Annotated in this window: 28 protein-coding genes; 27 read left to right on the plus strand and 1 reads right to left on the minus strand. The window is 39.7% G+C overall.

The window, feature by feature from the left end:
• The first annotated feature begins 5 nt into the window (after positions 1-5).
• The 20 genes from CWS20_RS21560 to CWS20_RS21655 all read left to right on the plus strand — a co-directional run bounded on the left by CWS20_RS21560 (position 6) and on the right by CWS20_RS21655 (position 16,191).
• Positions 6-521: a ComF family protein gene (locus tag CWS20_RS21560; RefSeq protein ID WP_241504243.1), complete on the plus strand. Its 516-nt coding sequence runs from the start codon at positions 6-8 to the stop codon at positions 519-521.
• 22 nt (positions 522-543) lie between these two features.
• Positions 544-951: a TIGR03826 family flagellar region protein gene (locus tag CWS20_RS21565; RefSeq protein ID WP_066189798.1), complete on the plus strand. Its 408-nt coding sequence runs from the start codon at positions 544-546 to the stop codon at positions 949-951.
• 88 nt (positions 952-1,039) lie between these two features.
• Positions 1,040-1,321: a flagellar biosynthesis anti-sigma factor FlgM gene (gene flgM, locus CWS20_RS21570; protein ID WP_326134766.1), complete on the plus strand. Its 282-nt coding sequence runs from the start codon at positions 1,040-1,042 to the stop codon at positions 1,319-1,321.
• Positions 1,322-1,332: 11 nt separating this feature from the next.
• Positions 1,333-1,815 carry a flagellar protein FlgN gene (locus CWS20_RS21575; protein WP_066189806.1) on the plus strand — a complete coding sequence of 161 codons (483 nt, stop codon included), beginning with the start codon at positions 1,333-1,335 and terminating at the stop codon, positions 1,813-1,815.
• A gap of 27 nt (positions 1,816-1,842) precedes the next feature.
• The gene (gene flgK / locus CWS20_RS21580; RefSeq protein ID WP_066189809.1) at positions 1,843-3,714 is read left to right on the plus strand and encodes a flagellar hook-associated protein FlgK; all 1,872 of its coding nucleotides are present in this window, start codon (positions 1,843-1,845) and stop codon (positions 3,712-3,714) included.
• A gap of 12 nt (positions 3,715-3,726) precedes the next feature.
• Positions 3,727-4,779, plus strand: a complete 1,053-nt coding sequence (gene flgL / locus CWS20_RS21585) for a flagellar hook-associated protein FlgL (protein WP_066189811.1) — start codon at positions 3,727-3,729, stop codon at positions 4,777-4,779.
• A gap of 120 nt (positions 4,780-4,899) precedes the next feature.
• Positions 4,900-5,463, plus strand: coding sequence for a DUF6470 family protein (locus CWS20_RS21590; RefSeq protein WP_066189814.1), 564 nt, complete (start codon positions 4,900-4,902; stop codon positions 5,461-5,463).
• Between the two features lie 12 nt (positions 5,464-5,475).
• Positions 5,476-5,919, plus strand: coding sequence for a flagellar assembly protein FliW (gene fliW / locus CWS20_RS21595; protein ID WP_066189817.1), 444 nt, complete (start codon positions 5,476-5,478; stop codon positions 5,917-5,919).
• Positions 5,913-6,140 carry a carbon storage regulator CsrA gene (gene csrA / locus CWS20_RS21600; protein WP_066189820.1) on the plus strand — a complete coding sequence of 76 codons (228 nt, stop codon included), beginning with the start codon at positions 5,913-5,915 and terminating at the stop codon, positions 6,138-6,140. Before fliW ends, csrA begins: the two co-directional genes overlap by 7 nt.
• Positions 6,141-6,297: 157 nt before the next feature.
• Positions 6,298-7,254 carry a flagellin N-terminal helical domain-containing protein gene (locus CWS20_RS21605; RefSeq protein ID WP_066189827.1) on the plus strand — a complete coding sequence of 319 codons (957 nt, stop codon included), beginning with the start codon at positions 6,298-6,300 and terminating at the stop codon, positions 7,252-7,254.
• A 133-nt stretch (positions 7,255-7,387) separates the two neighbouring features.
• The gene (locus tag CWS20_RS21610) at positions 7,388-8,353 is read left to right on the plus strand and encodes a flagellin N-terminal helical domain-containing protein (RefSeq protein ID WP_066189831.1); all 966 of its coding nucleotides are present in this window, start codon (positions 7,388-7,390) and stop codon (positions 8,351-8,353) included.
• Positions 8,354-8,545: 192 nt separating this feature from the next.
• Entirely contained in the window at positions 8,546-9,490 is a 945-nt protein-coding gene (gene hag, locus CWS20_RS21615) for a flagellin Hag (RefSeq protein WP_066189834.1), read from the plus strand.
• Between the two features lie 184 nt (positions 9,491-9,674).
• Positions 9,675-10,652, plus strand: coding sequence for a flagellin N-terminal helical domain-containing protein (locus CWS20_RS21620; RefSeq protein WP_066189837.1), 978 nt, complete (start codon positions 9,675-9,677; stop codon positions 10,650-10,652).
• Positions 10,653-10,838: 186 nt separating this feature from the next.
• Entirely contained in the window at positions 10,839-11,189 is a 351-nt protein-coding gene (gene flaG, locus CWS20_RS21625; protein WP_066189840.1) for a flagellar protein FlaG, read from the plus strand.
• 105 nt (positions 11,190-11,294) lie between these two features.
• Positions 11,295-13,388 carry a flagellar filament capping protein FliD gene (fliD, locus tag CWS20_RS21630; protein ID WP_066189843.1) on the plus strand — a complete coding sequence of 698 codons (2,094 nt, stop codon included), beginning with the start codon at positions 11,295-11,297 and terminating at the stop codon, positions 13,386-13,388.
• 16 nt (positions 13,389-13,404) lie between these two features.
• Positions 13,405-13,803, plus strand: coding sequence for a flagellar export chaperone FliS (gene fliS / locus CWS20_RS21635; RefSeq protein WP_066189845.1), 399 nt, complete (start codon positions 13,405-13,407; stop codon positions 13,801-13,803).
• Entirely contained in the window at positions 13,800-14,147 is a 348-nt protein-coding gene (gene fliT / locus CWS20_RS21640; protein WP_066189847.1) for a flagellar protein FliT, read from the plus strand. The genes fliS and fliT overlap by 4 nt, the downstream gene beginning before the upstream one ends.
• Positions 14,148-14,156: 9 nt before the next feature.
• Positions 14,157-14,537 (plus strand): DUF8042 domain-containing protein, encoded by a 381-nt coding sequence (locus CWS20_RS21645; RefSeq protein WP_066189850.1) that lies wholly within the window; start codon positions 14,157-14,159, stop codon positions 14,535-14,537.
• A 280-nt stretch (positions 14,538-14,817) separates the two neighbouring features.
• Positions 14,818-15,366, plus strand: coding sequence for a ribosome hibernation-promoting factor, HPF/YfiA family (gene hpf / locus CWS20_RS21650; protein WP_066189853.1), 549 nt, complete (start codon positions 14,818-14,820; stop codon positions 15,364-15,366).
• A 528-nt stretch (positions 15,367-15,894) separates the two neighbouring features.
• On the plus strand, positions 15,895-16,191 hold the full coding sequence (locus CWS20_RS21655; protein ID WP_142385408.1) for a hypothetical protein: 297 nt from the start codon (positions 15,895-15,897) through the stop codon (positions 16,189-16,191).
• Between the two features lie 59 nt (positions 16,192-16,250).
• On the opposite strand, the gene CWS20_RS21660 is transcribed toward CWS20_RS21655, so the two are convergent.
• Positions 16,251-16,532 carry a YkvA family protein gene (locus tag CWS20_RS21660; RefSeq protein ID WP_066189859.1) on the minus strand — a complete coding sequence of 94 codons (282 nt, stop codon included), beginning with the start codon at positions 16,530-16,532 and terminating at the stop codon, positions 16,251-16,253.
• Positions 16,533-16,778: 246 nt separating this feature from the next.
• Here CWS20_RS21660 and CWS20_RS21665 point away from each other — a divergent pair, with 246 nt between their 5' ends.
• The 7 genes from CWS20_RS21665 to ftsX all read left to right on the plus strand — a co-directional run bounded on the left by CWS20_RS21665 (position 16,779) and on the right by ftsX (position 25,719).
• Positions 16,779-17,849 (plus strand): YecA family protein, encoded by a 1,071-nt coding sequence (locus CWS20_RS21665; RefSeq protein WP_066189862.1) that lies wholly within the window; start codon positions 16,779-16,781, stop codon positions 17,847-17,849.
• A 202-nt stretch (positions 17,850-18,051) separates the two neighbouring features.
• Positions 18,052-20,562, plus strand: a complete 2,511-nt coding sequence (secA, locus tag CWS20_RS21670; protein WP_066189865.1) for a preprotein translocase subunit SecA — start codon at positions 18,052-18,054, stop codon at positions 20,560-20,562.
• A 247-nt stretch (positions 20,563-20,809) separates the two neighbouring features.
• A protein-coding gene (gene prfB / locus CWS20_RS21675; protein ID WP_101226384.1) for a peptide chain release factor 2 occupies positions 20,810-21,923 on the plus strand; the annotation gives its coding sequence in 2 pieces (ribosomal slippage) (positions 20,810-20,881 and positions 20,883-21,923; 1,113 coding nt in all).
• Positions 21,924-22,349: 426 nt separating this feature from the next.
• Positions 22,350-23,219 carry a YitT family protein gene (locus CWS20_RS21680; protein ID WP_083957140.1) on the plus strand — a complete coding sequence of 290 codons (870 nt, stop codon included), beginning with the start codon at positions 22,350-22,352 and terminating at the stop codon, positions 23,217-23,219.
• 54 nt (positions 23,220-23,273) lie between these two features.
• Entirely contained in the window at positions 23,274-23,621 is a 348-nt protein-coding gene (gene cccB, locus CWS20_RS21685; RefSeq protein ID WP_066189870.1) for a cytochrome c551, read from the plus strand.
• A 528-nt stretch (positions 23,622-24,149) separates the two neighbouring features.
• Positions 24,150-24,836, plus strand: coding sequence for a cell division ATP-binding protein FtsE (ftsE, locus tag CWS20_RS21690; protein ID WP_066189873.1), 687 nt, complete (start codon positions 24,150-24,152; stop codon positions 24,834-24,836).
• Positions 24,826-25,719 carry a permease-like cell division protein FtsX gene (gene ftsX / locus CWS20_RS21695; protein WP_066189876.1) on the plus strand — a complete coding sequence of 298 codons (894 nt, stop codon included), beginning with the start codon at positions 24,826-24,828 and terminating at the stop codon, positions 25,717-25,719. Before ftsE ends, ftsX begins: the two co-directional genes overlap by 11 nt.
• Positions 25,720-25,757 lie beyond the last annotated feature (38 nt).

A 25,757-nucleotide genomic window follows, 5' to 3' on the forward strand; every position in this document is an offset into this window, starting at 1 on the left:
AAGAGGTGTGCTTTGACTGTGTCAGATGGGAACAGGATGAGAAGTGGTTCGGCAGTTTAAAACAAAATTTGTCGCTAGTTGTTTATAATCAATTTTGTAAAGAGGTCATTGCCCGTTTTAAATATCGAGGCGACTATCAATTATCCTATCCACTTGCCGAGATGCTGCGAGAGAAATTGGACAGGCTTAACTATGACTTCCTCGTTCCAATCCCTCTTAGTCCTGAGAGAAAATATGAAAGAGGATTTAATCAATCCGAAGCCCTCATCAATGCACTTGGCCGTCAGCCGCTAAGTATATTGACAAGAATTCATTCTGAAAAACAATCAAAAAAGTCACGCAACGAGCGGATTTCACTACCTCAAGTATTTCAACTGACGGATTCGGCAGCTATACAAGATAAATGTCTTGTCATAATTGACGATATATACACTACAGGATCAACATTGCGGCATGCCGCAAAACTATTAAAGGAGTCCGGGGCAAAGGAAGTAACCTCTCTGACTATTGCCCGCGGCTGAAAAATCGAACAGAGGTGATGAAATGGCAGAGATTATGAACTGTCCAAAATGCAATGCTCTTTTTGTGAAAAGTGGGTTAAATGAACTTTGTACGAATTGCTATAATGAAGAAGAAACAGCTTTTAATCGTGTTTATCAATTTTTAAAGAAAAGGGAAAATCGTGCAGCAACAATGGATCAGATAGTAGAGGCAACGGATGTTGACGAACCTTTGTTGCTGAAATTTGTAAAAAGCGGACGGCTGAAGCTTGCTCAGTTTCCTAACCTTGGCTACCCTTGTGATCAATGCGGCCACATTATAAGAGAGGGTAGGCTTTGTGAGCGTTGCAAAAGCGGGTTAAAGCAGGATCTTGAGCTTCATGAGCGCGAAGAAAAAAGGATAAAGGAAAAGCAGCAAACCTATTTTGCTTTCAATAAAGATTCTAAGTAATTTTTACTAAAAAGAAGAAAAGCTTTAAAAATCCTCCATTCATAACCGATAATAGAGTTAGAATGAACGAACGTGACGAAAGTGGGGAATGACGATGAAGATTAATCAATTTGGTTCATCCAATCAAGTGAATCCGTATCAGCGGCAAGCAAATAAGGCGCATGCAATAGAACAGTCGCTGAAGAAAACAGCCGACAAGCTTGAAATCTCATCAGCTGCCAAAGAAATGCAGCAGATGTCCCAATCAACACCAGCCCGCCAGGCTCGGGTAGATGAGTTGAAAATTCAAGTCGAAAACGGGACGTATAAAATCAATCCTCAAGACATCGCGAAGAGCATCGTGAATTTTTATAATAATAAACCTAAATGAGGAGGGCTCACATGTCCGCTCAAGCATTGATTACATCTATGGATAAGCTCGTTTCGCTCCATAAAAGCCTTCATGAGCTTGCAGTCAAAAAAACAGATATCATTAAAAAAGGGGACATGGAAAGTCTCGATCAAATGATGAAGGATGAGCAGAAGTATGTTGCGGCAATCGGGAAAATGGAACAGGCGAGAGCTCAGATTACACAAGGTCTTGTAGCTGATAAATCTGAACCGACATTGAGTGATTGCCTGCAAGTTGTCTCTGAGGAGCATAAACTGCTGCTATCAGAAAAGAAAGAAAAGCTGTTGGAGATAGTAAATGAGCTACAGGAACGGAATAAGCTGAATCAGCAGCTCGTTTACCATTCTCTGCAGTTTGTTAATATGTCACTTAGCTTAGTGAATCCGCAAGCTGCAGCGCAAAATATGAATTATGTACATCCTCAAGCGGCTAAACAGAGCCAATCCAGCGGGATGTTCAATTCTAAGGTGTAGCCTTGAATAGATGGAGGAATTAATAAAATGAGATCTACATTTATGGGGTTAGAAACTGCTCGGAGGGCTATTCATACACAGCAGAGCGCCCTTTACACGACCGGCCATAATATTGCGAATGCAAATACAGCAGGGTATACACGACAAAGGGTTAATTTTACACAGACGAATGCTTTTCCGTCAGTAGGCATGAATACAGCTCTTCTTCCCGGACAAATGGGGACGGGTGTACAAGCCGGCTCTGTCCAACGGATTAGAGAAGACTATTTAGACGTCCAGTACCGCAATGAAAACAATAAATTCGGCTATTGGAATACGCGCAGCAGCGCTTTATCGAGTATGGAAGAAGTGATGAATGAGCCATCCGATACTGGACTAGCTAAGACGCTTGACCAATTCTGGAATGCGCTGCAAGATTTATCTGTTAATCCGGAGGATTCCGGTGCACGTTCAGTCGTAAGACAGCGCGGAATTGCTGTAGCAGATACGTTTAACTATCTTTCCGGACAGTTGAGTTCGCAAAGAGCAGATTTAGGCGAGCAAATCGACCTGAATGCGAAAACAGTCAACTCATTATTGATGCAAATCAATCAAATCAATGAACAGATATCCAGTATTGAGCCGCACGGCTATTTACCAAACGATCTGTATGATGCGCGCGATTTGCTCGTCGATCAATTATCAAGTCTTGTAAATATTAAGGTAACCACCCACCCTAGCGGCGGAAATGCGAATAGCATGGCTTCTGGTAAATACACGATTGAAATGCTTGATGCAAACGGAAAGTCAGTCGGGACGCTTTTAGATGGAAAAAATGGTTTGGTCAATGAACTAAGTGTATCGAAGGATCCTAGTACTCAAGCGATATCTGCAATTAAGGTTGGCAATAAGGAAATAGCAGTCTCTCAATTTTCCTCTAAGGGTGATTTGCTGGCTAATATTCAGTCATATGGCTATTTAGATGCGAGCGGGAAACAAGTTGGAGATTATCCAGACATGCTAGCATCGCTAGATTTAATGGCGTTTCGTTTTGCACAATCTTTCAATGCGGTTCATCAAAGCGGCTGGAGTATTACGGAGATTAATAATGGGGAAAAAGGTGGCTTTGACTTCTTTGGTTTTGAAGGCGGCGCACTAAATTCTCCTGAAGGAGCAGCTGGGAAAATCAAAGTTTCAGATGATATTTTGAAAGAGTTGAATAATATCGCGGCATCATCAAGTGGGAAACTCTATTCAGGGTCAATTACAAAGGCGGCAAATAATCAGTCAGTTGGAAATCCAACAATACTCGGTGCATTCAGTGGCATAAATACATATGATACGCCTCCTGTAAAGGTGGAAGCTGCTAAGATTGAATTGACTTATGATGGTTCAGCGTGGAAGTATTCTGCTTATGATCTTGAAGGCAATCCATTGACAGGGCATCAAAATCAATCAGTGAAAAGCGATATGAAGTTGTTCGGGTTAACCATTGATCCAACTTCTATTTCAGATTTGAAGCCAGGATCTACTTGGTCATTTGAATTAGAAGGCATCGGCTTAAATCCATCAAGCCAATCAGCTATTGGAGACGGATCCAACGCGCTGGCACTTGCAAATGTAAAGGATATGACACTCGATTTTAACGGTTCCTCAACGAATATGATGAGCTTTTATCAAGGGGTTATTGGTGAGTTGGGTGTCAGTGCACAAGAAGCGAATCGGATGGCGCAAAATTCTATGAATCTAGTAGATACGGTGCAATTTAATCGTGCGTCCGTCAGCTCAGTTTCATTGGATGAGGAGATGTCCAATATGATTATGTTCCAGCACGCATATAGTGCTGCGGCCCGTCAAATTACCACAATTGACGAAATGCTTGATACCATCATTAATGGTATGGGCAGAGTCGGAAGATAGGAGGGGATATAAATGCGTGTCACACAATCAATGCTTTCTCATAACTCGCTCCGCCATATACAGAACAGCTATCAAAAGATGGGTAAACTGGAGGAGCAGCTTCTTACAGGCAAGAAGGTCAATCGTCCGTCAGATGACCCGGTAGCTGCGATGAAGGGAATTAACTATCGCTCGCAAGTCGTTCAGGTTGAGCAATACCAGCGCAATTTAGGGGAAGTTTACAACTGGATGGATAATACGGAGGCAGCTTTGGATGAAGTAAATAAAGTCATGCAAAGGATCCGTGATCTTACTGTACAGGCTTCCACAGATTCCTATGATGCTGAACAGCGCAAAAATATGGCTAGTGAAATCAAACAGCTTCGCAATCATCTTGAATCGATTGCTAATACAAAAGTGAACAATAAATATATTTTTAATGGCTCTGATACATCAAGCAAGCCAGTCGATTTAAGCAAAATTGATAAAGAAATTGATATTGCCACGATAGACGAGAATAATGCGAAAGACTATGTGCTTTTTTCTGACAATGGCCAGCAGTTAACATGGGATGAAGCCGCTGAAGCATACAAAGGATCGGACGGAACATCTGTTACGTTCCCAATTTCGGGGGATTTTATTGCAAAGGAAAAAGGTGCAGTCTCAACCAATTCAGATTCTGTTGATATAGAGGTTTCGCAAGGAATTAAGCTCGGCGTGAATTCAAAGCCGCAAGCGGTTTTTTCGCTCGATTTATTCAGTGATTTAGGGAAACTAATCACAGCGCTAGAATCACCGGACACAACCGGTGAGGAGCTATCCAAACAAATAGACATGATCGACGGTCATCATGGAAAAGTGATTACAGAAACAGCTGAAATTGGCGCGAAATATAATCGTGTGGAAATGGTCGAGAGCCGATTAACGAGCCAGGAAGTAATCGCTAAATCAACAATGTCTAAAAACGAAGACATTGACGCAGAAAAAGTCATCATTGAACTAACTTCACAAGAAGCGCTCCATCGTGCATCATTAGCAGTAGGGGCAATGATTATCCAGCCGACATTAGTAGACTTTTTAAGATAAAAGGAAAGCTATCTTTATTAGATAGCTTTTATTTACTTAAGGCTTTGTAAAACTAAGGAATTTCCTGACTATGATTCTTTTTTAAATAGAAAAAGCGGTGAGAACATGAGAATGCCCTATTTGGAAACAACGATAAGGAATGCCCAAATCGGTATCCAATATGATCAGCCTAATTTGAAAATGAAACAGCCTCAAGCTGATTTGCGCATCCAGCAGCCTGCGGCAGATTTAAAAATCAGCCATGAAGCCTCCAAGTTATATATAGATCAATCGGAAGCTTTGGCTGACGTGGATTATAAAGGGACTGGCAGACGAGTGAAGGAATGGGCTGAACAAGCACAGGTGACTGCTACAGAAGGAATCGCAAGAAGAGTGAGCGAAGGCGATGCAATGATGAAAATCGAAAATGGGGCTGGCGTCATTCCGCAAATTGCGAAGCAATATAGCCAGTCCCCTATAAAAAGCCCTTCAATAGGCTACTTGCCGAAAACTCATTTCAGAGTAAATATCGATTATGACCCTGGTAGTGTTGAAGTGGATGTGCAGCGCAATGATCCAATTATTGATGCAAGGATAAATAAACCTGTCATTGATCATGAATATTGGCGGGCAAATGTGTATTTGCAGGAAAAGGAATCCCTTTCATTTGAATTGAAGAATTTTAATGTTGATGAGTATATATAAGGAAGTGTTGAAATGAAGATCGAAACGAAATACCAGGGAACCATTGAAGTGAATAAGGAAGATGTCATTTTATTTGCCACAGGACTTCCGGGCTTTGCTGATGATTCACAATTTGTTCTGCTGCCATTTTTAGATGACCTTCCATATTTTATTTTGCAATCAATTCAATCGCGTGACCTGGCATTTGTTGTAGTTGATCCATACCCATTTTTCCAAGACTATCAATACAAATTAAATGATGCAGCTGTCCAATCTTTGAAAATAGAGCATCCGGAAGATGTCGCGACCTTTGTGATCCTCACATTAAAAGAGCCCTTTGCAAATACAACGGCCAATCTTCAAGGCCCTATTGTGATTAATGTAAAGGAAAAATTGGGTAAGCAGCTGATTTTGAATGATTCCAGCTATAAGACGAAACATCCTCTTTTCATTAGCAAGGAGGGGGCATCATGCTAGTATTAACGCGTAAAAAGAATGAATCAATCATGATCAATGAAGATATTGAGATTACTGTATTGGCAGTCGATGGAGATCAGATTAAGCTCGGAATTAAGGCGCCTCGGGATGTAGAGATTTACCGGAAGGAAATCTATTTGCAGATTCAGGAAGAAAATAGTGAAGCCGCACAGATTCCTGGAGATTTGTTAGGCTTGTTACAAAAGGAAAGCAGGAAATAATAACAAAAGGCCAGCCATGGTCTTTTTTATTTTTGAAAATATAATAGTAAAAAAGATATAAAACTTTAGACCTATTTGACGATAAAAAAGTTGTTAATACCTATAATGTTGGTTTAACACATGGACGTGGAAATTAAATTTCAAGGAGGAAACGCAAATGATAATAAACAATAATATTTCAGCACTAAATACGTATCGTCAACTAGGTGTCAACAACAATGCAGGTGCAAAGGCAATGGAAAAACTATCTTCAGGGCTGCGTATTAACAAGGCAGGCGACGATGCTGCAGGTCTAGCAATCTCAGAAAAAATGCGTGCGCAAGTACGAGGCTTGGATCAGGCGAGTAGAAACTCACAAGATGGAGTATCAATGATTCAAACTGCAGAGGGTGCATTACAGGAAACACAGAATATCCTCCAGCGTATGCGTGAGCTAGCAACTCAAGCAGCGAGTGATACAAATGTTGCTGTAGACCGTAATGAAATTCAAAAGGAAATAAATGCGTTAACTTCTGAAATTAATAGAATAGGCAATACTACAGAGTTTAATACACAAAACCTGCTTGATGCTGGACAGGGTGCTGATGCTGCTTCTACTAGTTTCACTGCAACCTTTCAAGTAGGTGCAAACAATGGGCAAAGCATGACAATTGAAATCCTTGACATGCGTGCAGAGGCATTAGGAATTGCTGGATCAGCAACGGGCGCACATCAAGCTGGAACAAATGAAAAGGCAGTGCAGGTTGCTGGCGCAGAATATACAACAGATAATAAAGTAACTGATGGCACAAACAGTACGGGCCAATCACATGCTTTAGATGTATCTTCGCATGATAAGGCAACTGCAGCGATTGAAGTTTTTAATAATGCAATTGAAGCAGTTTCGTCTGAACGTTCTAAATTAGGCGCTTATCAAAACCGACTGGAACATACGATTTCTAACTTGAACAATTCATCTGAGAACTTGCAGGCAGCTGAATCTCGCATTCGCGATGTCGATATGGCGAGAGAGGTTATGGAGTTAACTAGAACGAATATTCTTTCACAAGCATCACAGGCTATGCTTGCGCAAGCAAATCAAAAACCTCAAGCAGTGCTGCAATTGCTCGGATAAAAAATTTAACATTATAAATATAAAACAAATAAGTATTTTACCGATATATAAATAGAAAGGCGCACCCTATGCCTTTCTATTTAACAAAAACCACATGGACGTGGGAACCTTAAAACTCAAGGAGGAAATTATAATGATTATCAACAACAATATTTCAGCATTAAACACTTACCGTCAACTAGGCGTAAACAACGGTGCTGGTGCGAAAGCAATGGAAAAATTATCTTCAGGTCTACGTATTAACCGTGCAGGCGATGATGCTGCAGGTCTAGCAATCTCTGAAAAAATGCGTGCGCAAGTACGTGGTTTAGACCAAGCTAGCCGTAACTCTCAAGATGGTATCTCAATGATTCAAACGGCAGAAGGTGCATTACAAGAAACTCAAAACATCCTTCAACGTATGCGTGAGCTTGCAACACAAGCAGCGAATGATACAAACGTTGGCGTTGACCGTAACGAAATCCAAAAAGAAATCAACGAGTTAACAACTGAAATCAACCGCATTTCTGAAACAACTGAGTTCAACTCACAAAAGATGTTGAATTCTGGTGATACAACTGATGGTTTTACAGCTACATTCCAAGTAGGTGCTAATAACGGTCAAAGCATGACAATTAACATTCAAAATATGAGTGCTGCTGCACTAGGTTTGACTGGCACTGCTGATGCAGATCACGCACAAGGTCAATCAGTAATTAACCACTTAGGTGATACTGATTACGGCAATGTTGCTAATGCTAAGTATACTACTGAAGCAGGTGTTTCAACTGAAGTTGCAGGCGATGCCAAAGTTTCAGGTCTATCAGTATCTGACAACGAAACAGCTTCAGCTGCTGTGAAAGCAATCAATGATGCCATCGAAACTGTATCTGCACAGCGTTCTAACCTTGGTGCATTCCAAAACCGTCTAGAGCACACAATCTCTAACTTGAACAACTCTTCTGAGAACCTTCAAGCTGCAGAATCTCGTATTCGTGACGTAGATATGGCGAAAGAAGTTATGGAATTAACTCGTACAAACATTCTTTCTCAAGCTTCACAAGCAATGCTTGCGCAAGCAAATCAAAAACCACAAGCAGTTCTTCAATTGCTTGGATAATTTTCATAAAAAGCATAGCCCTAAAATTTAGGGCTGTGCTTTTTACATTTTTATCAATGAAAATATAGAAAAAATATTAAAAAATACAGCAATCAGACGATATATATAAAGAAAGAAGAGAGAACATATTACTCTTCTCTTTTATAAACCACATGGACGTGGGGCAAACAAAAACTCAAGGAGGAATTTATTATGATTATCAATAATAATATTTCAGCATTAAACACTTACCGTCAATTAGGCGTAAACAACGGTGCTGGTGCAAAAGCAATGGAAAAACTATCTTCAGGTCTTCGTATCAACCGTGCAGGCGATGATGCTGCAGGTCTAGCAATCTCTGAAAAAATGCGCGCGCAAGTACGTGGTTTAGACCAAGCTAGCCGTAACTCTCAAGATGGTATCTCAATGATTCAAACGGCAGAAGGTGCATTGCAAGAAACACAAAACATCCTTCAACGTATGCGTGAGCTTGCAACACAAGCAGCGAATGATACAAATGTAGGTGTAGACCGTGGAGAAATCCAAAAAGAAATCAACGAACTTACAAAAGAAATCGATCGCATTGCAGAAACAACTGAGTTCAACACTCAAAACTTATTAAATAAAGATGTAGGTGCAGACCCTGCAAATCCAGAGGCATTCACAGCAACTTTCCAAGTAGGTGCAAATGCTGGTCAATCTATGGAAATCTCCATTAATAATATGGGAGCGCATGCTTTAGGTCTTACATCTTCTGATGGCGCTGCTGGTGCTCATGTTGCAGGCTCATCAGTAGCTGCTCAAATGGGCGGAACTTATACTGACGTAGCTGGCGCAGCATATGTTGCTGATGGCGGTTTATCAGTAGCAGATAATGCATCAGCTTCAAGCGCGATTAAAGCAATCAACGATGCCATCGAAACTGTGTCATCTCAGCGTTCTAACCTTGGTGCATTCCAAAACCGTTTAGAGCACACAATCTCTAACTTGAACAACTCTTCTGAGAACCTTCAAGCTGCTGAGTCTCGTATTCGTGACGTAGACATGGCGAAAGAGGTTATGGAGTTAACTCGTACAAACATTCTTTCTCAAGCTTCACAAGCAATGCTTGCGCAAGCAAACCAAAAACCACAAGCAGTTCTTCAATTGCTTGGATAATTTTCATAAAAGCATGGTCCATAGTTTTAGGGCTGTGCTTTTTACTTTTTATAAAATGAAAATATATTAAAAATTTCAGAAATCAGACGATATATAAATAGAAAGAGGTAAGAGCATATATTGATTTCTCTTTTATACACCACATGGACGTGGGAAAAATAAAAACTCAAGGAGGAAAATGATTATGATTATCAACAACAATATTTCAGCATTAAACACTTACCGTCAATTAGGCGTTAACAACGGTGCAGGTGCAAAAGCAATGGAAAAACTATCTTCAGGTCTTCGCATCAACCGTGCAGGCGACGATGCTGCAGGTCTAGCAATCTCTGAGAAAATGCGCGCGCAAGTTCGTGGTTTGGACCAAGCTAGCCGTAACTCTCAAGATGGTATCTCAATGATCCAAACGGCAGAAGGTGCATTGCAAGAAACACAAAACATCCTTCAACGTATGCGTGAGCTTGCTACACAAGCAGCGAATGATACAAATGTAGGTGTAGACCGCAACGAAATCCAAAAAGAAATTAATGAGTTAACAACAGAAATTAACCGTATTTCTGAAACAACTGAATTTAACTCACAAAAAATGTTGAATGTAGATACAGACCCAGCGGATGCTCCAAACGGATTTAGTGCTACATTCCAGGTAGGCGCTAATAGCGGTCAAAGCATGACAATTAATATCTACAACATGAATGCTGAATCTTTAGGGTTAACAGGTGCTGTGGATGGTGCTCATGCACAAGGTTCTTCAGTAGCTAGCCACCTTGGTAATACTGATTATGGTGCTGTTACAGGGGCCGTATTTGCATCAGTAGCTGGTGTTTCAACAGAAGTTGAAGGAGAAGCTAAAGTTGCAGGTCTTTCAGTAGCGGACCACGACTCAGCATCTGCTGCAGTAAAAGCTATTAACGATGCAATCGAAACGGTGTCAGCTCAACGTTCTAACCTTGGTGCATTCCAAAACCGTTTAGAGCACACAATCTCTAACTTGAACAACTCTTCTGAGAACCTTCAAGCTGCTGAGTCTCGCATTCGTGACGTGGACATGGCGAAAGAGGTTATGGAGTTAACTCGTACAAACATTCTTTCTCAAGCTTCACAAGCAATGCTTGCGCAAGCAAACCAAAAACCACAAGCAGTTCTTCAATTACTAGGATAATAGGGCAGCTTGAACAATTGGGGACCTCAGCTTACCTGGGGTCCTTTTTTGTATATCATTGATGAGTCCTTATACTTATGTTTTCTTTTTAAATTGTGTTGATTTTTAGAACTAATGATGCATGAAGGAATATCAGGATATTCCGATATAATTGAAAAAGTCAATTAATATTAGGAGAGAATGTTGATGAGAGTAGAGTCAGAGGTTTTGATGAAGCCGATTTCTTCCTCATTGTTTAAGGCAGAACGTAGTGAGAAGGGACAGGATTTGGAAGTCAGTGTAAAAGCGGTTTCTGAAACTGAATATGCGTCGAAGAAGGATTTTTTACAATCAAAGATTGATGAAGTGAATATTCATTTTGAGCCTAGTTATACTTCTGTTCAGTTCCAGCTTCATGAAGATTTAAATCGTTACTATGTTGAGGTTGTCGATTCAATGACGAAGGAAGTTGTGCGTGAAATTCCACCAAAGGATTTTCTAGATATGATTGCAAAGATGACTGAGTTTCAAGGCTTGATTATAGATAAAAAAGCATAGGGTTTATTTGGAAGAGTCTATGGCTCTTCTTTATTTTTTTCTTCAAAAGGGTTGGCTGTTGCCGATATAATGAATAGAAATGAAATGGAAGAAGGAGCGGATTATATGGCAAACTTACGGATTGGCGGACTTGCATCAGGGCTAGATACAGCAACATTAATCGGGGATATGATGCGTGCGCAGAGAATACCGGTAGATAAATTGAAGCAGCAAAAACAAACCTTGGAATGGCAGCGGGATGCCTATCGTGATATGAACCTTCAGCTGACAGCGTTTCGTGACATGACGCTTAATATGCGTCTTCAATCATCATTCTTAACAAAAGTGACTACCTCGTCTAATTCAAGTAAAGTTGCAGCTACTGCTATTGCAACTGCAGGTAACGGAACCTATACACTTTCTAAGGTAACACAGCTAGCGACATCAGCTACTAATACGAGCTCAAGCGGTGTTTCTAAGGATAGTAATAATAAAATTTCATCAACAGGGAAACTTTATGAAATTAGCGATCGTTTTCAAGAGGGAGCCTTTGAATGGAAGGATACCGGAACAGGCATTAATGAGAAGGTCTCAGTGACCAGAGCTGGCAAAGAGTTTAATCTGAAAAAATTGGGGACAAGTACGGTTGAAAATGTTAATAGTGTGAGTGTTTCCGGACAAGCGTATACAGTCGTTGATAACATCGATGATCTTGACTCCTCACAAAATCAAGTGTTCATTGATCAAAAAACTGGAAAGATGACATTTAGTCAAACAATAGCAGCAGACAGTACGATCGATATTAATTATACCGCGGTTCACAAGGACAATATTTCAATATCATCACCTACAAAAGAAGTAAGGCTTTCGCATGTCGGGCTGACTGATGTGTCTAACGAAATCACGTTTACATGGAATAAAAAGGATGAAGATGGAAAGGACATTAAGGATGACGAAGGGAAGCCGGTTACTGAATCAGAAACCTTTACTAGAGCTTCAAGTCCAGATAACTTAGGAGAAAATGAGTTCTATGTAGATACAGAAACAGGAAAAGTAACATTTGGCAAGGACTTGCAGGCAGGATCAAGAGCAGAAGTATCTTACCACCATAAATATTTTGAAATAGAATTGACAACACATACATCAAAAGGTATTGTCAATGAATCTTTCAAATTCGATGGCAGAGATTCATTGACGACTGTGACGAATAAAATTAATTCTTCCAATCTTGGCATCAATATGTTTTATGATGAGCACTCTGATAAGATGACGATGTCCAGGACAGAAACTGGTGATTTTAATAGTGGCAAAACAGAAATAGAGCTACATGGCAGCAGTTTTTTAACAAAAGGCCTTAATTTAGATGAAAACAATGAAAAAGGCGGGGAAAATGCCAAGTTTGTTTTGAACGGGCTGGAAACAGAGCGTACATCCAATACTTTCACAGTAAACGGAGTTACTTTTACTGTAAAGGATAAGTTTGATGCCGATAATGGCGATGCCCCTGTGACAGTTTCCATAGGGAATGACACGCAAAAGGCAATTGATAATATTAAAGAATTCGTAGAAAAATATAATGAATTAATAGATAATATACAAGGGAAGACACGGGAAGAAAAATACCGGGATTTTCCGCCTTTAACTGATGAACAAAGGGAAGGGCTATCAGATAAAGAAGTGGAGCGATGGGAAGAAAAGGCGAAAAGCGGCTTGCTGCGCTCGGATCAGCAGCTAAACGGTCTTTTAAGTAAAATGCGAATGGATTTCTATACGCCGCTTTCCACTTCAAGCAGTGAGTATAATCAGTTAGCAGCAATCGGGATTACGACGACCAAAAATTATTTAGAAGGCGGAAAGCTCGAAATAAATGAAGATAAATTAAAGGAAGCTTTAGAAAAAGATCCAGAGGGTGTCTTCAATTTATTTGCTGCTGACGGTGATACGCCGGCTGAGCAAGGGATTTCGCGCCGTTTGCGTGATTCAGTGTCGCAAACAATGGATAGTATAACGCAAAGAGCTGGAAATGGTGCGAAAACAAACAGCCAGTTTACAATTGGTAAAAACCTTGATGATATTAACAAGCGAATTGCAACGATGGAAGCCAGATTAAATCAGAAGGAACAAGGCTACTGGTCGCAATTTGCAGCAATGGAAAAGCAAATGCAAAAGATGAATGAGCAAATGAATTACATGATGTCCCAGTTCGGATATACCTCTTAATTGAAGGAGTGAAAGCATGGCAGTTAATCCTTATCAAAAGTATCAGCAAATTTCTGTCAACACAGCGACTCCTGCTGAATTGACTTTAATGCTGTACAATGGCTGCTTAAAGTTTATCGCCATGGCTAAACAAGCGATGGAGCAGGCGGACGTTTCAAAAAGAAATGAATTCATTCAGAAATCGCAAAATATCATTCAGGAATTTATGGTTACCCTTAATAGTGATGTAGCGATGTCGAATGATTTGATGCGAATTTATGATTATATATTAAGAAGATTAATTGATGCCAACACCAATAATGACCTTGAGGCGTTAACAGAAGCCGAAGGAATGGTACTCGATTTACGAAATACATGGAAAGAAATGATGGCTAACCAGAAGAAGCCTAAAATGGCTGGAAGTGAACAGTCATGAGAGCGGCGGAATTAGTACATTGCAATGAGCTGTTTTTGAAGCATTTAACCAGTGGTTTGCCCGTAGAGGAAAGAGAGGCATACCTTGCTGAATCTGACCGTTTCCTCGAACAACGCGGTAAGATAATGACTTTGATTAATTTTCAAGCCGCTGAAACCACTCAGCTCCAAAATATTTTGATCGAGCAGGATCAAGAGATTCAAAGTAAGCTGCAGGCGCAGCAAAAAGTGATTAAAGACGATATGAAGAAATTAAAACTGCAGCGTGAAAAGAACAAACAATATGCCAATCCATACCAATCCATTCAACAACATGACGGCACATTTTATGATAAAAGAAATTAGGTGAACTGATTGTTAACAGAGGAACAGTATGTATTGTTGCGGGAATATTGTTCAGCGCTTAATACAGTTGAAGAAAGCTTTATGTATATAGTCGACAGCTTTACTGACTTAGATAAAACGGACGGCGATCAGCTGCTCTTTGAAGTGATTGATGCTTTTCCGCAAATAGAAGCAGTCAATGAGCAATTATTGAACGTGTTTCCACATAATGATTCCATCCATCATATTGTCGACATTTTTGAGAAGGTCCAGGAAAAAGCGAGCTTAGTCGAGAATAAGTTTAAAGATGCGCCCATTAAGCAAAGCATTATCAGCGAGCAATTTTATCCAGTATTTGCTGCCTGGCATCGCATGATTGACCGGGAATTAAAGCCGTATATCGTATCATGAAAAAACGACCTTCTGCCGGTCGTTTTTTCATTTTAAATTAAAAATGAGATGGATACCCGAATAAAAAGGGGCTCTCCTTAATAATTTATCTTAAAGCCCTTTTTAAAAGTAAATTGTCACAAATTTGATAAATACAAATAAGGTTTTAGCAGGACTTTTAAAGGGTAGTATAGAATTATAAGATATAGTCTTAATTACATAAGACTGGGTGATTTTACGCATATGCGCGGGACAAGCGGATGGCGAGATTACCTGTATAATAAAAAGGAGGAGTTCACTTATGGATTATAACATTCGGGGTGAAAACATTGAGGTAACTCCAGCAATTAGAGACTACGTAGAGAAGAAGATTTCAAAGTTGGAAAGATATTTTACTGAAACTCCTAACGTAATTGTAAATGTAAACTTGAAAACGAATAATGATAAAACATCTAAAGTGGAAGTAACCATTCCGATGACGAATTTGGTGCTTCGGGCAGAGGAAGTTCATAATGATATGTATGCTGCCATAGATTTAATCAACGATAAATTAGAGCGACAAATACGCAAGCATAAAACAAAGGTCAATCGCAAATTCCGTGAAAAGGGCGGTATTAATGAATTGTTTGCAACCATTGATGAGCCAGAAGAGCATGTGGAGGAAGACAATGACCTTGAGGTTGTCCGCCAGAAGCATTTTGATCTGAAGCCAATGGATAGCGAAGAGGCGATTCTGCAAATGAACATGCTTGGTCATAATTTCTTCGTCTTCACAAATGCTGCGACAAGCCTGACAAACGTTGTATATAAGCGGAAAGATGGTCGTTATGGTTTGATAGAAGCACAATAAAATAATTTCAAAAAGGTACCCAACGGGGTACCTTTTTTGATATCGAAATAAATCATCCACTCATGATATTGTAAATAAGTTAGAATTTAACAATTGAGGAAGCAAAAAATGAAAAAATTATTCAAATAGTTTATTAACCTTACCTTTAAAAAAGATGATACTACAACAAAAGGGTGAGAGAGGAAGAATAGTGCAATCCAAATATTTAATACAAACATTGAAAAGTAAGACGATATAAACAACAAGGCTAATAAGGGAATACAGAATATACATGGAAAGCATAGTGGATCGCTTTTTCAGGTTATTCGTCAGTCTCATTATGATAACATTATTAAAACTAGCACAGAAGAATGCTTACTTAAAACGACGTGAGGCGATCATTAAGAATGATCTTTCTTTAATTAAATCTTGAGGGGGTATCATCTGCAAAATTAGACAAAGAAACGAAGTCTAATGAAAAGATGCTTGTAGCTTTTGCAACGGAAGCTATCAAGCTCTAGCAACGGTGTCAGGTGCCAATTATTCCTGGTGATGAAACCTTATATGATGTGCTTACAGGCAAAGTGGTTGCCAACCTATGAAAAAGCAGTGAATGAGGTAAAGGAATTAGAGGCAAACATTTACAGGCTAAAGCCATTAAAATCATTATTAGAAAAGGCAATAGCTACCTATTATGAAGGATTAGTACTTCAGATAGAGGCATTGGAACAAAAAGATGAAAATCTAATCGAACATTCAAATGCCAAAGGTGAGGAATATATGGGAATCCTCGATGAATATCGTAAAGAGATGAATTTGCTTGCAGAAAAATATAACATTGAATAGGAACAAGAATAAAATTCATCTTACTAAAAACACCTTCAAGCGTGAAGGTGTTTTTTGACTCAATTAGTCAGCTTCCGATATTTCTCTTTTAACCTCTCGGGCGCGTATTTCACCATGCTCTGCAGGATAAATGTTGTAAACAACACATCATCTGTATAGCCGAAGATAAATAAGAAGTCGGGAATGAGATCGATTGGGATGAAAATATATGCGACAGCTAATCCAATCGGCAATAATTTTTTCCAGAGGACGATGTCCTTGGCGATGAGATAATCTATGAAAAATGGGATGAAGCGCCAAAAGGTCAGGACAAATCCTACTCGTTTGAAAAACTTCTTCATCGTTCATCTTCCTTTCCAGTTTTTGTACGGTGTTCTTATCATAACCGTTGTTTGTAAAGTTTACAATTATTATGGTTAATCGTCTAATCTTTCCTAATTTTCTATTAAATGACCGCAGGTATGGATTGATGTTACTATAATAGAGCGATAATCCTTATCTGAGGATAAGGAATTGGAACCAGAACCATATATAAAAAAATAATGAATAGATAAAGCTGGTCCTACATTACGAGAGGAGAATGTACATTGCAAACAGCGAAAGTAAGTAGAAATGAACCGTGTCCGTGCGGCAGCGGAAAAAAATATAAAAAATGCTGTGCGAAAAAGGAAACGGTTTCAATAACAGAAATGATTGATAATGAAATATTTGAGCTTCAAAAGGAACTTCGTATTTTCGCTTATCAACGATACGGAAATGCTATGAAGCAAGAGTATCAAAACTTAATGACAAGACTGGAAGATACGGATGCAGACGATGCGGAATTTTTCGAGTTCATGCAGCCGTTCTGGTATATCCACTTTAAGCCTTTAAACGATGGCGAAACGATTATGGAGAAATTTATTAAATATAAGATGCCGTCCCTTGTACGTCCGCGACTACAAGAGGTTTTACAATCGTGGGATACCGCTATTCCGGTTGCTGGTAAGGTCATCGGTTTGGAAGGAAAGGATATTCTATTTGTTGATGCGTTAACAGATCAATATTATACGGTAGTGCTTTCTGAACAAATGAGCGATTTCTCAGAGGGCTGGTTTGCATTCGGTATCTTATTGCCATACGAACAAAAATTCTCAGCTTTTCCATGTCTTTTTGAAGTATCTGAAGGACAAGCAGCTGATTATGAAGGCTTCATCAAGGCTGAGTATGCTGAATCAGGATTTAACCAGCCTCAAACCTTCTTAACAGAAAAGTTTTTAGAAATGATGCACCGTATTCCCCAAGCCGCAGCAAGTGTCGATATGGAGTCATATGAGTGGCCTAGCGAAGGTGCAAAAGAAGTCGCTTCACAATTTGAACAGGATATGGAAGCGGCAGGCGAATTGCGCTGGGTGATTAATTTTGGAATCGGCGTTTGGGTTGAATATTGTAAAAAGACGAATAAAAAGATACAGAAGCCTGCCAATTATGTTGCGGCACTTCGTTATCTTGTATATATGGTTGCTGAGACAGAAGGTCAAATGACACAAAAAGAGCTTGGCGAGAAATATGAGATTTCAGCAAGCCGAGTATCAAGCTACTATAAAGAAATCCATTCACATGTAGAGAGCTTTATAGAAGATTTGCTTGATCAGTCAAAGTCGAAAGAAATGGCATAAATATGGAGCCGCTCTATTATAAGAGTGGCTTTTATCAATCAGTGAGAAAAAGCTTACTTTTCTGTCGTCGATTGAACCTGTCAATTGAACTGACAAAAGTTGTCTCCCCCTAGCGGAAGTGGTAATATTAATAGCGTATATAAAATTTTTAATATGTAATTTTTATCTAAATATATATGTCCAATATAAAGGAGCGTTTTAAATGCTTGGGATTTTAAATAAAGTTTTTGATTTAAATAAACGCGAACTAAAACGCCTTACAAAAACTGCTGAGCAAATTGAGGCATTTGCTTCAAGTATGGAGAGCTTATCTGATGAAGAAATTCGCAGTAAGACAGAGGAGTTTAAGGCTCGTTACCAAAAAGGAGAGACGCTTGAGGATATGCTCGTTGAAGCGTTTGCTGTCGTACGTGAAGCAGCAAAGCGTGTGCTTGGCTTGTATCCATATCCGGTGCAATTAATGGGGGGCGCAGCTCTTCATGATGGAAATATTGCAGAGATGAAAACAGGGGAAGGTAAAACTTTAACTTCCACAATGCCAGTTTATTTAAACGCACTGTCAGGCAAAGGCGTTCATGTGGTCACAGTCAATGAATATTTGGTGACACGTGATGCTACTGAGATGGGGCAGTTGTATGATTTCTTAGGACTTACTGTAGGTTTGAACTTAAACGGAATGTCTAAAGAGGAAAAACAAGCAGCCTATGCAGCTGATATTACTTATAGTACGAATAATGAACTTGGCTTTGATTACTTGCGTGATAATATGGTGCTATATAAAGAGCAAAAGGTGCAGCGGCCATTAAACTTTGCTGTCATCGATGAGGTAGATTCAATCTTAGTTGATGAAGCGCGTACTCCTTTAATTATTTCCGGGTCAGCTCAAAAATCGACAAAACTATATTTGCAAGCAAATGCTTTTGTCAGCCGCTTAAAGCTGGAAGAAGACTACACTTATGATGAAAAGACGAAGGGCGTGCAGTTGACGGAAGAAGGGATGACAAAGGCTGAGAAAGCTTTTGGCATTGATAATCTGTTCGATGTTTCTCAAGTTTCTCTAAACCATCACATTACTCAGGCGTTAAAAGCGCATACAAGCATGCATCTTGATGTTGATTATGTTGTGCAAGAAGGAGAAATCGTCATTGTCGACCAATTTACGGGCCGTCTTATGAAGGGCCGCCGATATAGCGACGGGCTTCATCAAGCAATTGAAGCGAAGGAAGGCTTGGAAATTCAAAACGAAAGCATGACGCTTGCATCCATTACGTTTCAAAACTATTTCCGCATGTATGAAAAGTTGTCTGGGATGACTGGTACTGCAAAGACTGAGGAAGAGGAATTCCGCAATATTTATAATATGAATGTTATTGCCATACCGACGAACCGTCCAGTAACGCGTGATGACCGGGCCGACTTGATTTATTCCACAACAGATGGCAAGTTCCGTGCAGTTGTTGAGGATATTGCCGAGCGTCATCATAAAGGACAGCCAGTGCTTGTTGGTACGGTTGCTATTGAAACTTCGGAAATAATCTCAAAATATTTAACGAAGAAAGGCATTCCGCATAACGTATTGAATGCCAAAAACCATGGCCGTGAAGCGGAAATCATTTTAGATGCAGGTAAAAAAGGCACAGTAACGATCGCAACCAACATGGCCGGTCGTGGTACGGATATTAAATTGGGTGAAGGTGTAAAGGAATTAGGCGGACTTGCTGTTCTTGGCACAGAGCGTCATGAGAGCAGACGTATTGATAACCAGCTTCGTGGTCGTTCTGGCCGTCAAGGAGATCCGGGTGTAACACAATTCTATTTATCAATGGAAGATGAGCTAATGCGCCGTTTCGGATCTGATAATATGAAAAATATGATGGCTAAGCTAGGGATGGATGACTCTCAGCCGATTCAAAGTAAAATGGTATCAAAGGCAGTTGAATCTGCGCAAAAACGCGTGGAGGGCAATAACTTTGATGCTCGTAAGCAGCTTCTTTCTTATGATGATGTACTGCGTCAGCAGCGTGAAATTCTTTACACGCAAAGAAATGAAGTGCTTGAGTCTGAAAACCTAAGAGAAATCGTTGAGAAAATGATTCGCACTGCACTTACACGCAATGTGCAAGCTTTTACTTCGCAGTTTGAAGACGGCGAAGAAGAATGGAACTACACAGGCTTAATTGATTATGTGAACGGCAACCTCCTGCGAGAAGGAGATTTAACGGTAGACGACGTTCGCCGCCTAGAAGCGGATGAAGTGGTTGAGGTTATTTTTGCAAAAATCATTGAGCACTATAATGAGAAAGAAGAAAATATGCAACCAGATCAAATGCGTGAGTTTGAGAAGGTTATTATGCTTAGAGCGGTTGATTCTAAGTGGATTGACCATATTGATGCAATGGATCAGCTGCGCCAAGGTATTCACCTGCGTGCATACGGACAAATTGATCCGCTTCGCGAATACCAGCAAGAAGGCTTTATCATGTTTGAAAACATGATTGCTGCGATTGAAGAAGATGTAGCGAAATATGTCATGAAGGCTGAAATTCGCAACAACCTTGAGCGACAGGAAGTAGCAAAAGGCCAAGCGGTCAATCCGAAAGAAGAAGGCGGCAAAGCGAAGAAGAAACCTGTTACAAAACAAATGGATGTCGGTCGCAATGATCCATGCATTTGCGGCAGCGGTAAAAAATACAAAAACTGCTGTGGTTCATAAATAGCGGCTGCAACCTACCTTTCCTATCCAAACAAAACCAAGCCGGCAAAGCCAATATCTATTGCTTTGCCGGCTCTTCTTTGCAATTTGTCGAAATTTGTAGGTGACAGGTACCATTTAAAAAAAGTTTCGATTTTAGCAGAGAAGATATATAATATAAAGGTTGAATTCTTGCAATAAGTAAATTGTCAAGCTGCTGTTTTATTGGCAGTTTTTAGTTTTTAAAATATATTTAGAGGTGACAGAAATGGAATTAGCAGAGATTCGTAACGAGTTAGAGAAAACAGCTAAGATTTTAGCGGACTTTAGGGGGTCTCTTTGACTTAGAAAACAAAGAGGCACGCATTGCGGAACTGGAAGATGAGATGCTTCAGCCAGGATTCTGGGATGATCAACAAGGTGCACAGGTGATTATTAATGAATCGAATGCACTAAAGGATCAAGTTAATGAGTTCCATGATTTGAATGAATCATTTGAAAACCTTGAGTTGACTTATGAGCTTGTGAAGGAAGAAAGCGATGCCGAGTTGCAGGAGGATCTTGAGAATGAACTGACTGAGCTTTCTAAGCGTCTAAATCAGTTTGAGCTCCAGCTTCTATTAAGCGAAGAATATGATAAAAATAATGCGATTTTAGAGCTCCATCCAGGTGCTGGTGGAACAGAGTCGCAAGACTGGGGTTCCATGCTTTTGCGTATGTACACGCGCTGGGCAGAGAAAAAAGGCTATAAAGTGGAAACACTTGATTATCTTCCTGGTGATGAAGCAGGGATTAAGAGCGTGACACTTTCAATTAAAGGACATAATGCATATGGCTATTTGAAAGCGGAAAAGGGTGTTCATCGATTGGTGCGGATTTCACCGTTTGATTCTTCAGGTCGCCGTCATACTTCATTTGTTTCCTGTGAAGTCATGCCTGAGTTCAATGATGAGATTGAAATCGATATTCGAACAGAGGATTTGAAAATTGATACGTATCGTGCTAGTGGTGCGGGCGGACAGCATATTAATACAACAGATTCAGCTGTCCGTATTACGCATTTGCCAACAAACGTAGTTGTGACATGCCAATCTGAACGTTCGCAAATAAAAAACCGTGAGCAAGCAATGAAAATGTTAAAAGCGAAGCTTTATCAGAAGAAGATTGAAGAGCAGGAACAAGAGCTGGCGGAAATTCGCGGTGAACAAAAGGAGATTGGCTGGGGCAGCCAAATCCGTTCATATGTTTTCCATCCTTATTCAATGGTTAAGGATCATCGCACAAATACAGAATCTGGCAATGTTCAAGGTGTCATGGACGGAGACCTCGACAGCTTCATTAATGCCTACCTTCGCTCAAAACTAACATTGGGCGAAAACTGAAAATAAGACGATTATAATCGTATAACTATAGCCAGGCTTATGCTGTAATTTAAGATAAAACCCTTAGGACATCTATTGGTGACTTAGGGGTTTTTTTGGTGCCTGTCACCTTCATTTTCCGACAATTTTCGACATGTATTCAAAATACTCTTACTTGCTTACCCATAAAAAACTACATACATTTTCCTCAAAAAGGGCATCCTAAAGCCCAATGAACTTTTCTCGTTTAACCCTTTAACACAGCAGCCTAATGCCATTTACACACGCTTGGCCTCATGCTATACTCACTCTCGGAAAAGATGAAATGGTGACATTGACCTATGGTGCCTGTCACCCACAAAATTCGACAAAATGCCACGTAAATTAAGGTACCTGTCACCCAGAAGATTCAACAAGATTCGACATAACAAAGGGGTAGGTTGGGATATGGATAGGAAGAAGAGAAGAAGGGCTGTTGAGGAGATGGGGATTTCGAGGGTAATGGAGTATGTTTATGTGTTGGTTGGATCTGCATTGGTGGCTGTCTCGTTTAATTTATTTTTGCTGCCGAATAATGTGGCTTCTGGCGGTGTAAGTGGTATTAGTACGATTATGAAAGATGTGGCTGGCTGGGAACCGGCGTATGTGCAGTGGGCCCTGAATATTCCGCTATTTATAGCGGGTGTGATTTTACTTGGGAGACAATTCGGTGTTAAGACATTAGTAGGTACAATCTTTCTCCCTTTTGTCGTCTTTTTAACAAAGGATATGGACCCGTGGACAACGGATCCTCTACTCGCTTCATTGTTTGGCTGTATTGGTGTAGGCCTTGGTCTTGGCATTGTCTTTCGTGGAAAAGCATCAACTGGCGGAACGGATTTGGCCGCACAAATTTTAAATAAATACATAGGGCTCTCACTTGGGACATGCGTAGCCCTAATTGATGGATTAATTGTTTTGGCAGCGGCATTTGTATTTGACATTGAACGCGGTTTATATGCGCTTATCGGTTTGTATGTAACAAGCAAAACGATTGATATTGTGCAGATTGGCCTTGGTCGCAAAAAGATGGCTCTTATTATTACGAATCATCAAAATGAAGTTCGTGAAGGAATTTTGAATAAAATTGATAGAGGTGTGACAAAACTATCAGCATACGGTGGTTATACCGATGATGAGCGTCCTGTATTAATGTGCGTTGTCGATCAAACGGAGTTCACAAAATTGAAACAACTGGTGAAAACAATTGACTCATCAGCTTTCATCATTGTTACAGACGCCTCCGAGGTACTCGGCGAGGGTTTCAATCGGGCCTGACATTGGTATAATATAACTGTATTATGTAACATTTTCCTTAAGGGGGCAAAACTAATGAAGAAGAAGTTGTTAGCGCTACTATTTGGAACTGCACTCGTATTTTCATTGGCAGCATGTGGCGGAGGAAATGATGATGCAGGTGAAGACACTGGAACGGATAACGGTGGAGAAACTACTGCTGATGCAGGAGATGCAGAAGCACTTTATGAAAAAAGTTGTATGAGTTGCCATGCAGCTGATCTATCTGGTGGAGCAGGCCCTAACTTACAAAAAGTAGGTGCTAAATACTCTGAAGATGAAATCCATGATATCATTGTTAATGGTAAGGGCGCGATGCCAAGCGGATTACTAAATGATGATGAAGCAACAACTGTAGCAGAATGGTTAGCTGCAAAAAAATAAGCTAAAGAAGGCTTTACTGAGGACGTTCTGATTTTTAATCAGGACGTTTTTATTTCGCTGACTATTTCTGAATTCACAAAACAATTACTCTTTTCTGTGTTTATTTAATAGTATATGGGTGATGTTACCACTATTATTAAAATTCCGACTAATGGAGGGTAAATTACCCAATATAGGCAACATATTCTGAAAGACATTTTCCTTTGTGAGTAAAAAGTCCCATAAAAACATCTACTTGAAAAGAAACTGTAATAATTTTATTCGTTATTTTGACAAAATATGATGTTATAATTAGTGAAGTAAACGAAAAGAAGTATTTTATCCCTCAAGTCATTGGTTTTAATACATATAGATGTCAGTTTTTGTCGAGACATCTATTTTATTTTTTTACACCGTATATTGTCCCCGTTTATCCAATTATTTTACTTCATTTTCCATTTTAAAAGGGAAATAACCTTTTTAAGGTTTTGAAGGGATGGCGTGTGCAATTTTCTAAAAAAATCCACTCTAGATAGCTAGGTGATATACATGATTGAGATGAAAAACGTCTACAAAAAATATCGCAATGGTGTGACAGCCGCGAACGGTATAGATGTAAAAATTAAGCAAGGTGAATTTGTATATATTGTTGGCCCCAGTGGAGCTGGGAAATCAACTTTTATAAAAATGATGTATCGTGAAGAAAAACCGACAAGTGGAACAATCACATTAAATGGAATAGATATGGGCTCTATGAAAAATAACAAAGTCCCGCATATACGCCGTAATATAGGTGTTGTATTCCAGGACTTCAAGCTTTTACCAAAGCTGAATGTTTACGAGAATGTGGCTTTTGCGCTTGAAGTTATTGAAGAACCGCAGAAAAACATTAAGCAAAAGGTTATGGACACGCTTGATCTTGTTGGATTGAAGCATAAGGTGCGCATGTTCCCTGATGAGCTCTCCGGCGGTGAGCAGCAGCGTGTATCGATTGCCAGATCGATTGTAAATCAGCCAAAGCTTGTGATTGCGGACGAGCCTACGGGAAACTTGGACCCTGATACATCATGGGAGATCATGAACATTTTTGATGAGATTAATACTAGAGGAACGACGGTCTTAATGGCAACGCATAATAAGGAAATCGTCAATACGATTAAGCATCGTGTTATTGCTATTGAAGGCGGCAGAATCGTCCGTGATGAGCAAAGAGGTGATTACGGATATGAAATCTAGAACATTAAGCAGGCATTTTAGAGAGAGTTTTAAAAGTCTGGGCAGAAACGGATGGATGACATTCGCATCGGCCAGTGCGGTAACCATGACGCTTATATTAGTCGGTGTGTTCTTTGCTATTATGATGAACTTGAATCAAGTGGCTACGAACATAGAAGAAGATGTTGAAATTCGCGTCCACATAGATGTAGCCGCAACAGAGGAAAATCAAGAAGAGTTGCGTGGGAAAATTGATAATATTGCTCAGGTGGAATCAATTGATTATTCGGATAAAGAAGATGAGTTGACGAACTTAATTGATAGTCTTGGTGATGAAGGAGAAGCTTTTAAATTATTTGAACAAGACAATCCTTTGAACGATGTGTTTGTTGTAAAAACGACCAATCCAAACGACACGATGGGTGTAGCTAAGCAAATTGAAAAAATGGATTATGCTGCAAAAGTGAAGTATGGACAAGGGTCAGTTGAAAAGCTGTTTTCTGGGATTAGTTTAAGCAGAAACATTGGAATTGTCCTTATCGTTGGTTTATTATTTACAGCGATGTTCTTAATCTCAAACACAATTAAAATAACAATTGTTTCAAGAAGAAAAGAGATTGAGATTATGAGATTAGTAGGTGCAACTAATTCCTTTATTAGATGGCCATTCTTCCTGGAAGGTTTATGGCTTGGTATATTGGGATCAATCATTCCTGTGGGAGTGGTGAGTGTCGCTTACTATTACAGCTATGAATTTTTAGAGCCAAAACTTCAAGGCCATTTTATTCAGCTAATCGAATTTACACCATTTATATACCAGGTCGGTGCGTTATTAATATTTATGGGCGCTTTGATTGGTGTATGGGGCAGCATGATGTCAGTAAGGAAATTCTTGAAAATATAAAATTCTGTGTGCGGCCTTGTAAATCCAGCATGGCCGCA

Source organism: Cytobacillus horneckiae, from assembly GCF_002835735.1.
In the GTDB taxonomy this organism is placed as follows: domain Bacteria; phylum Bacillota; class Bacilli; order Bacillales; family Cytobacillaceae; genus Cytobacillus; species Cytobacillus horneckiae.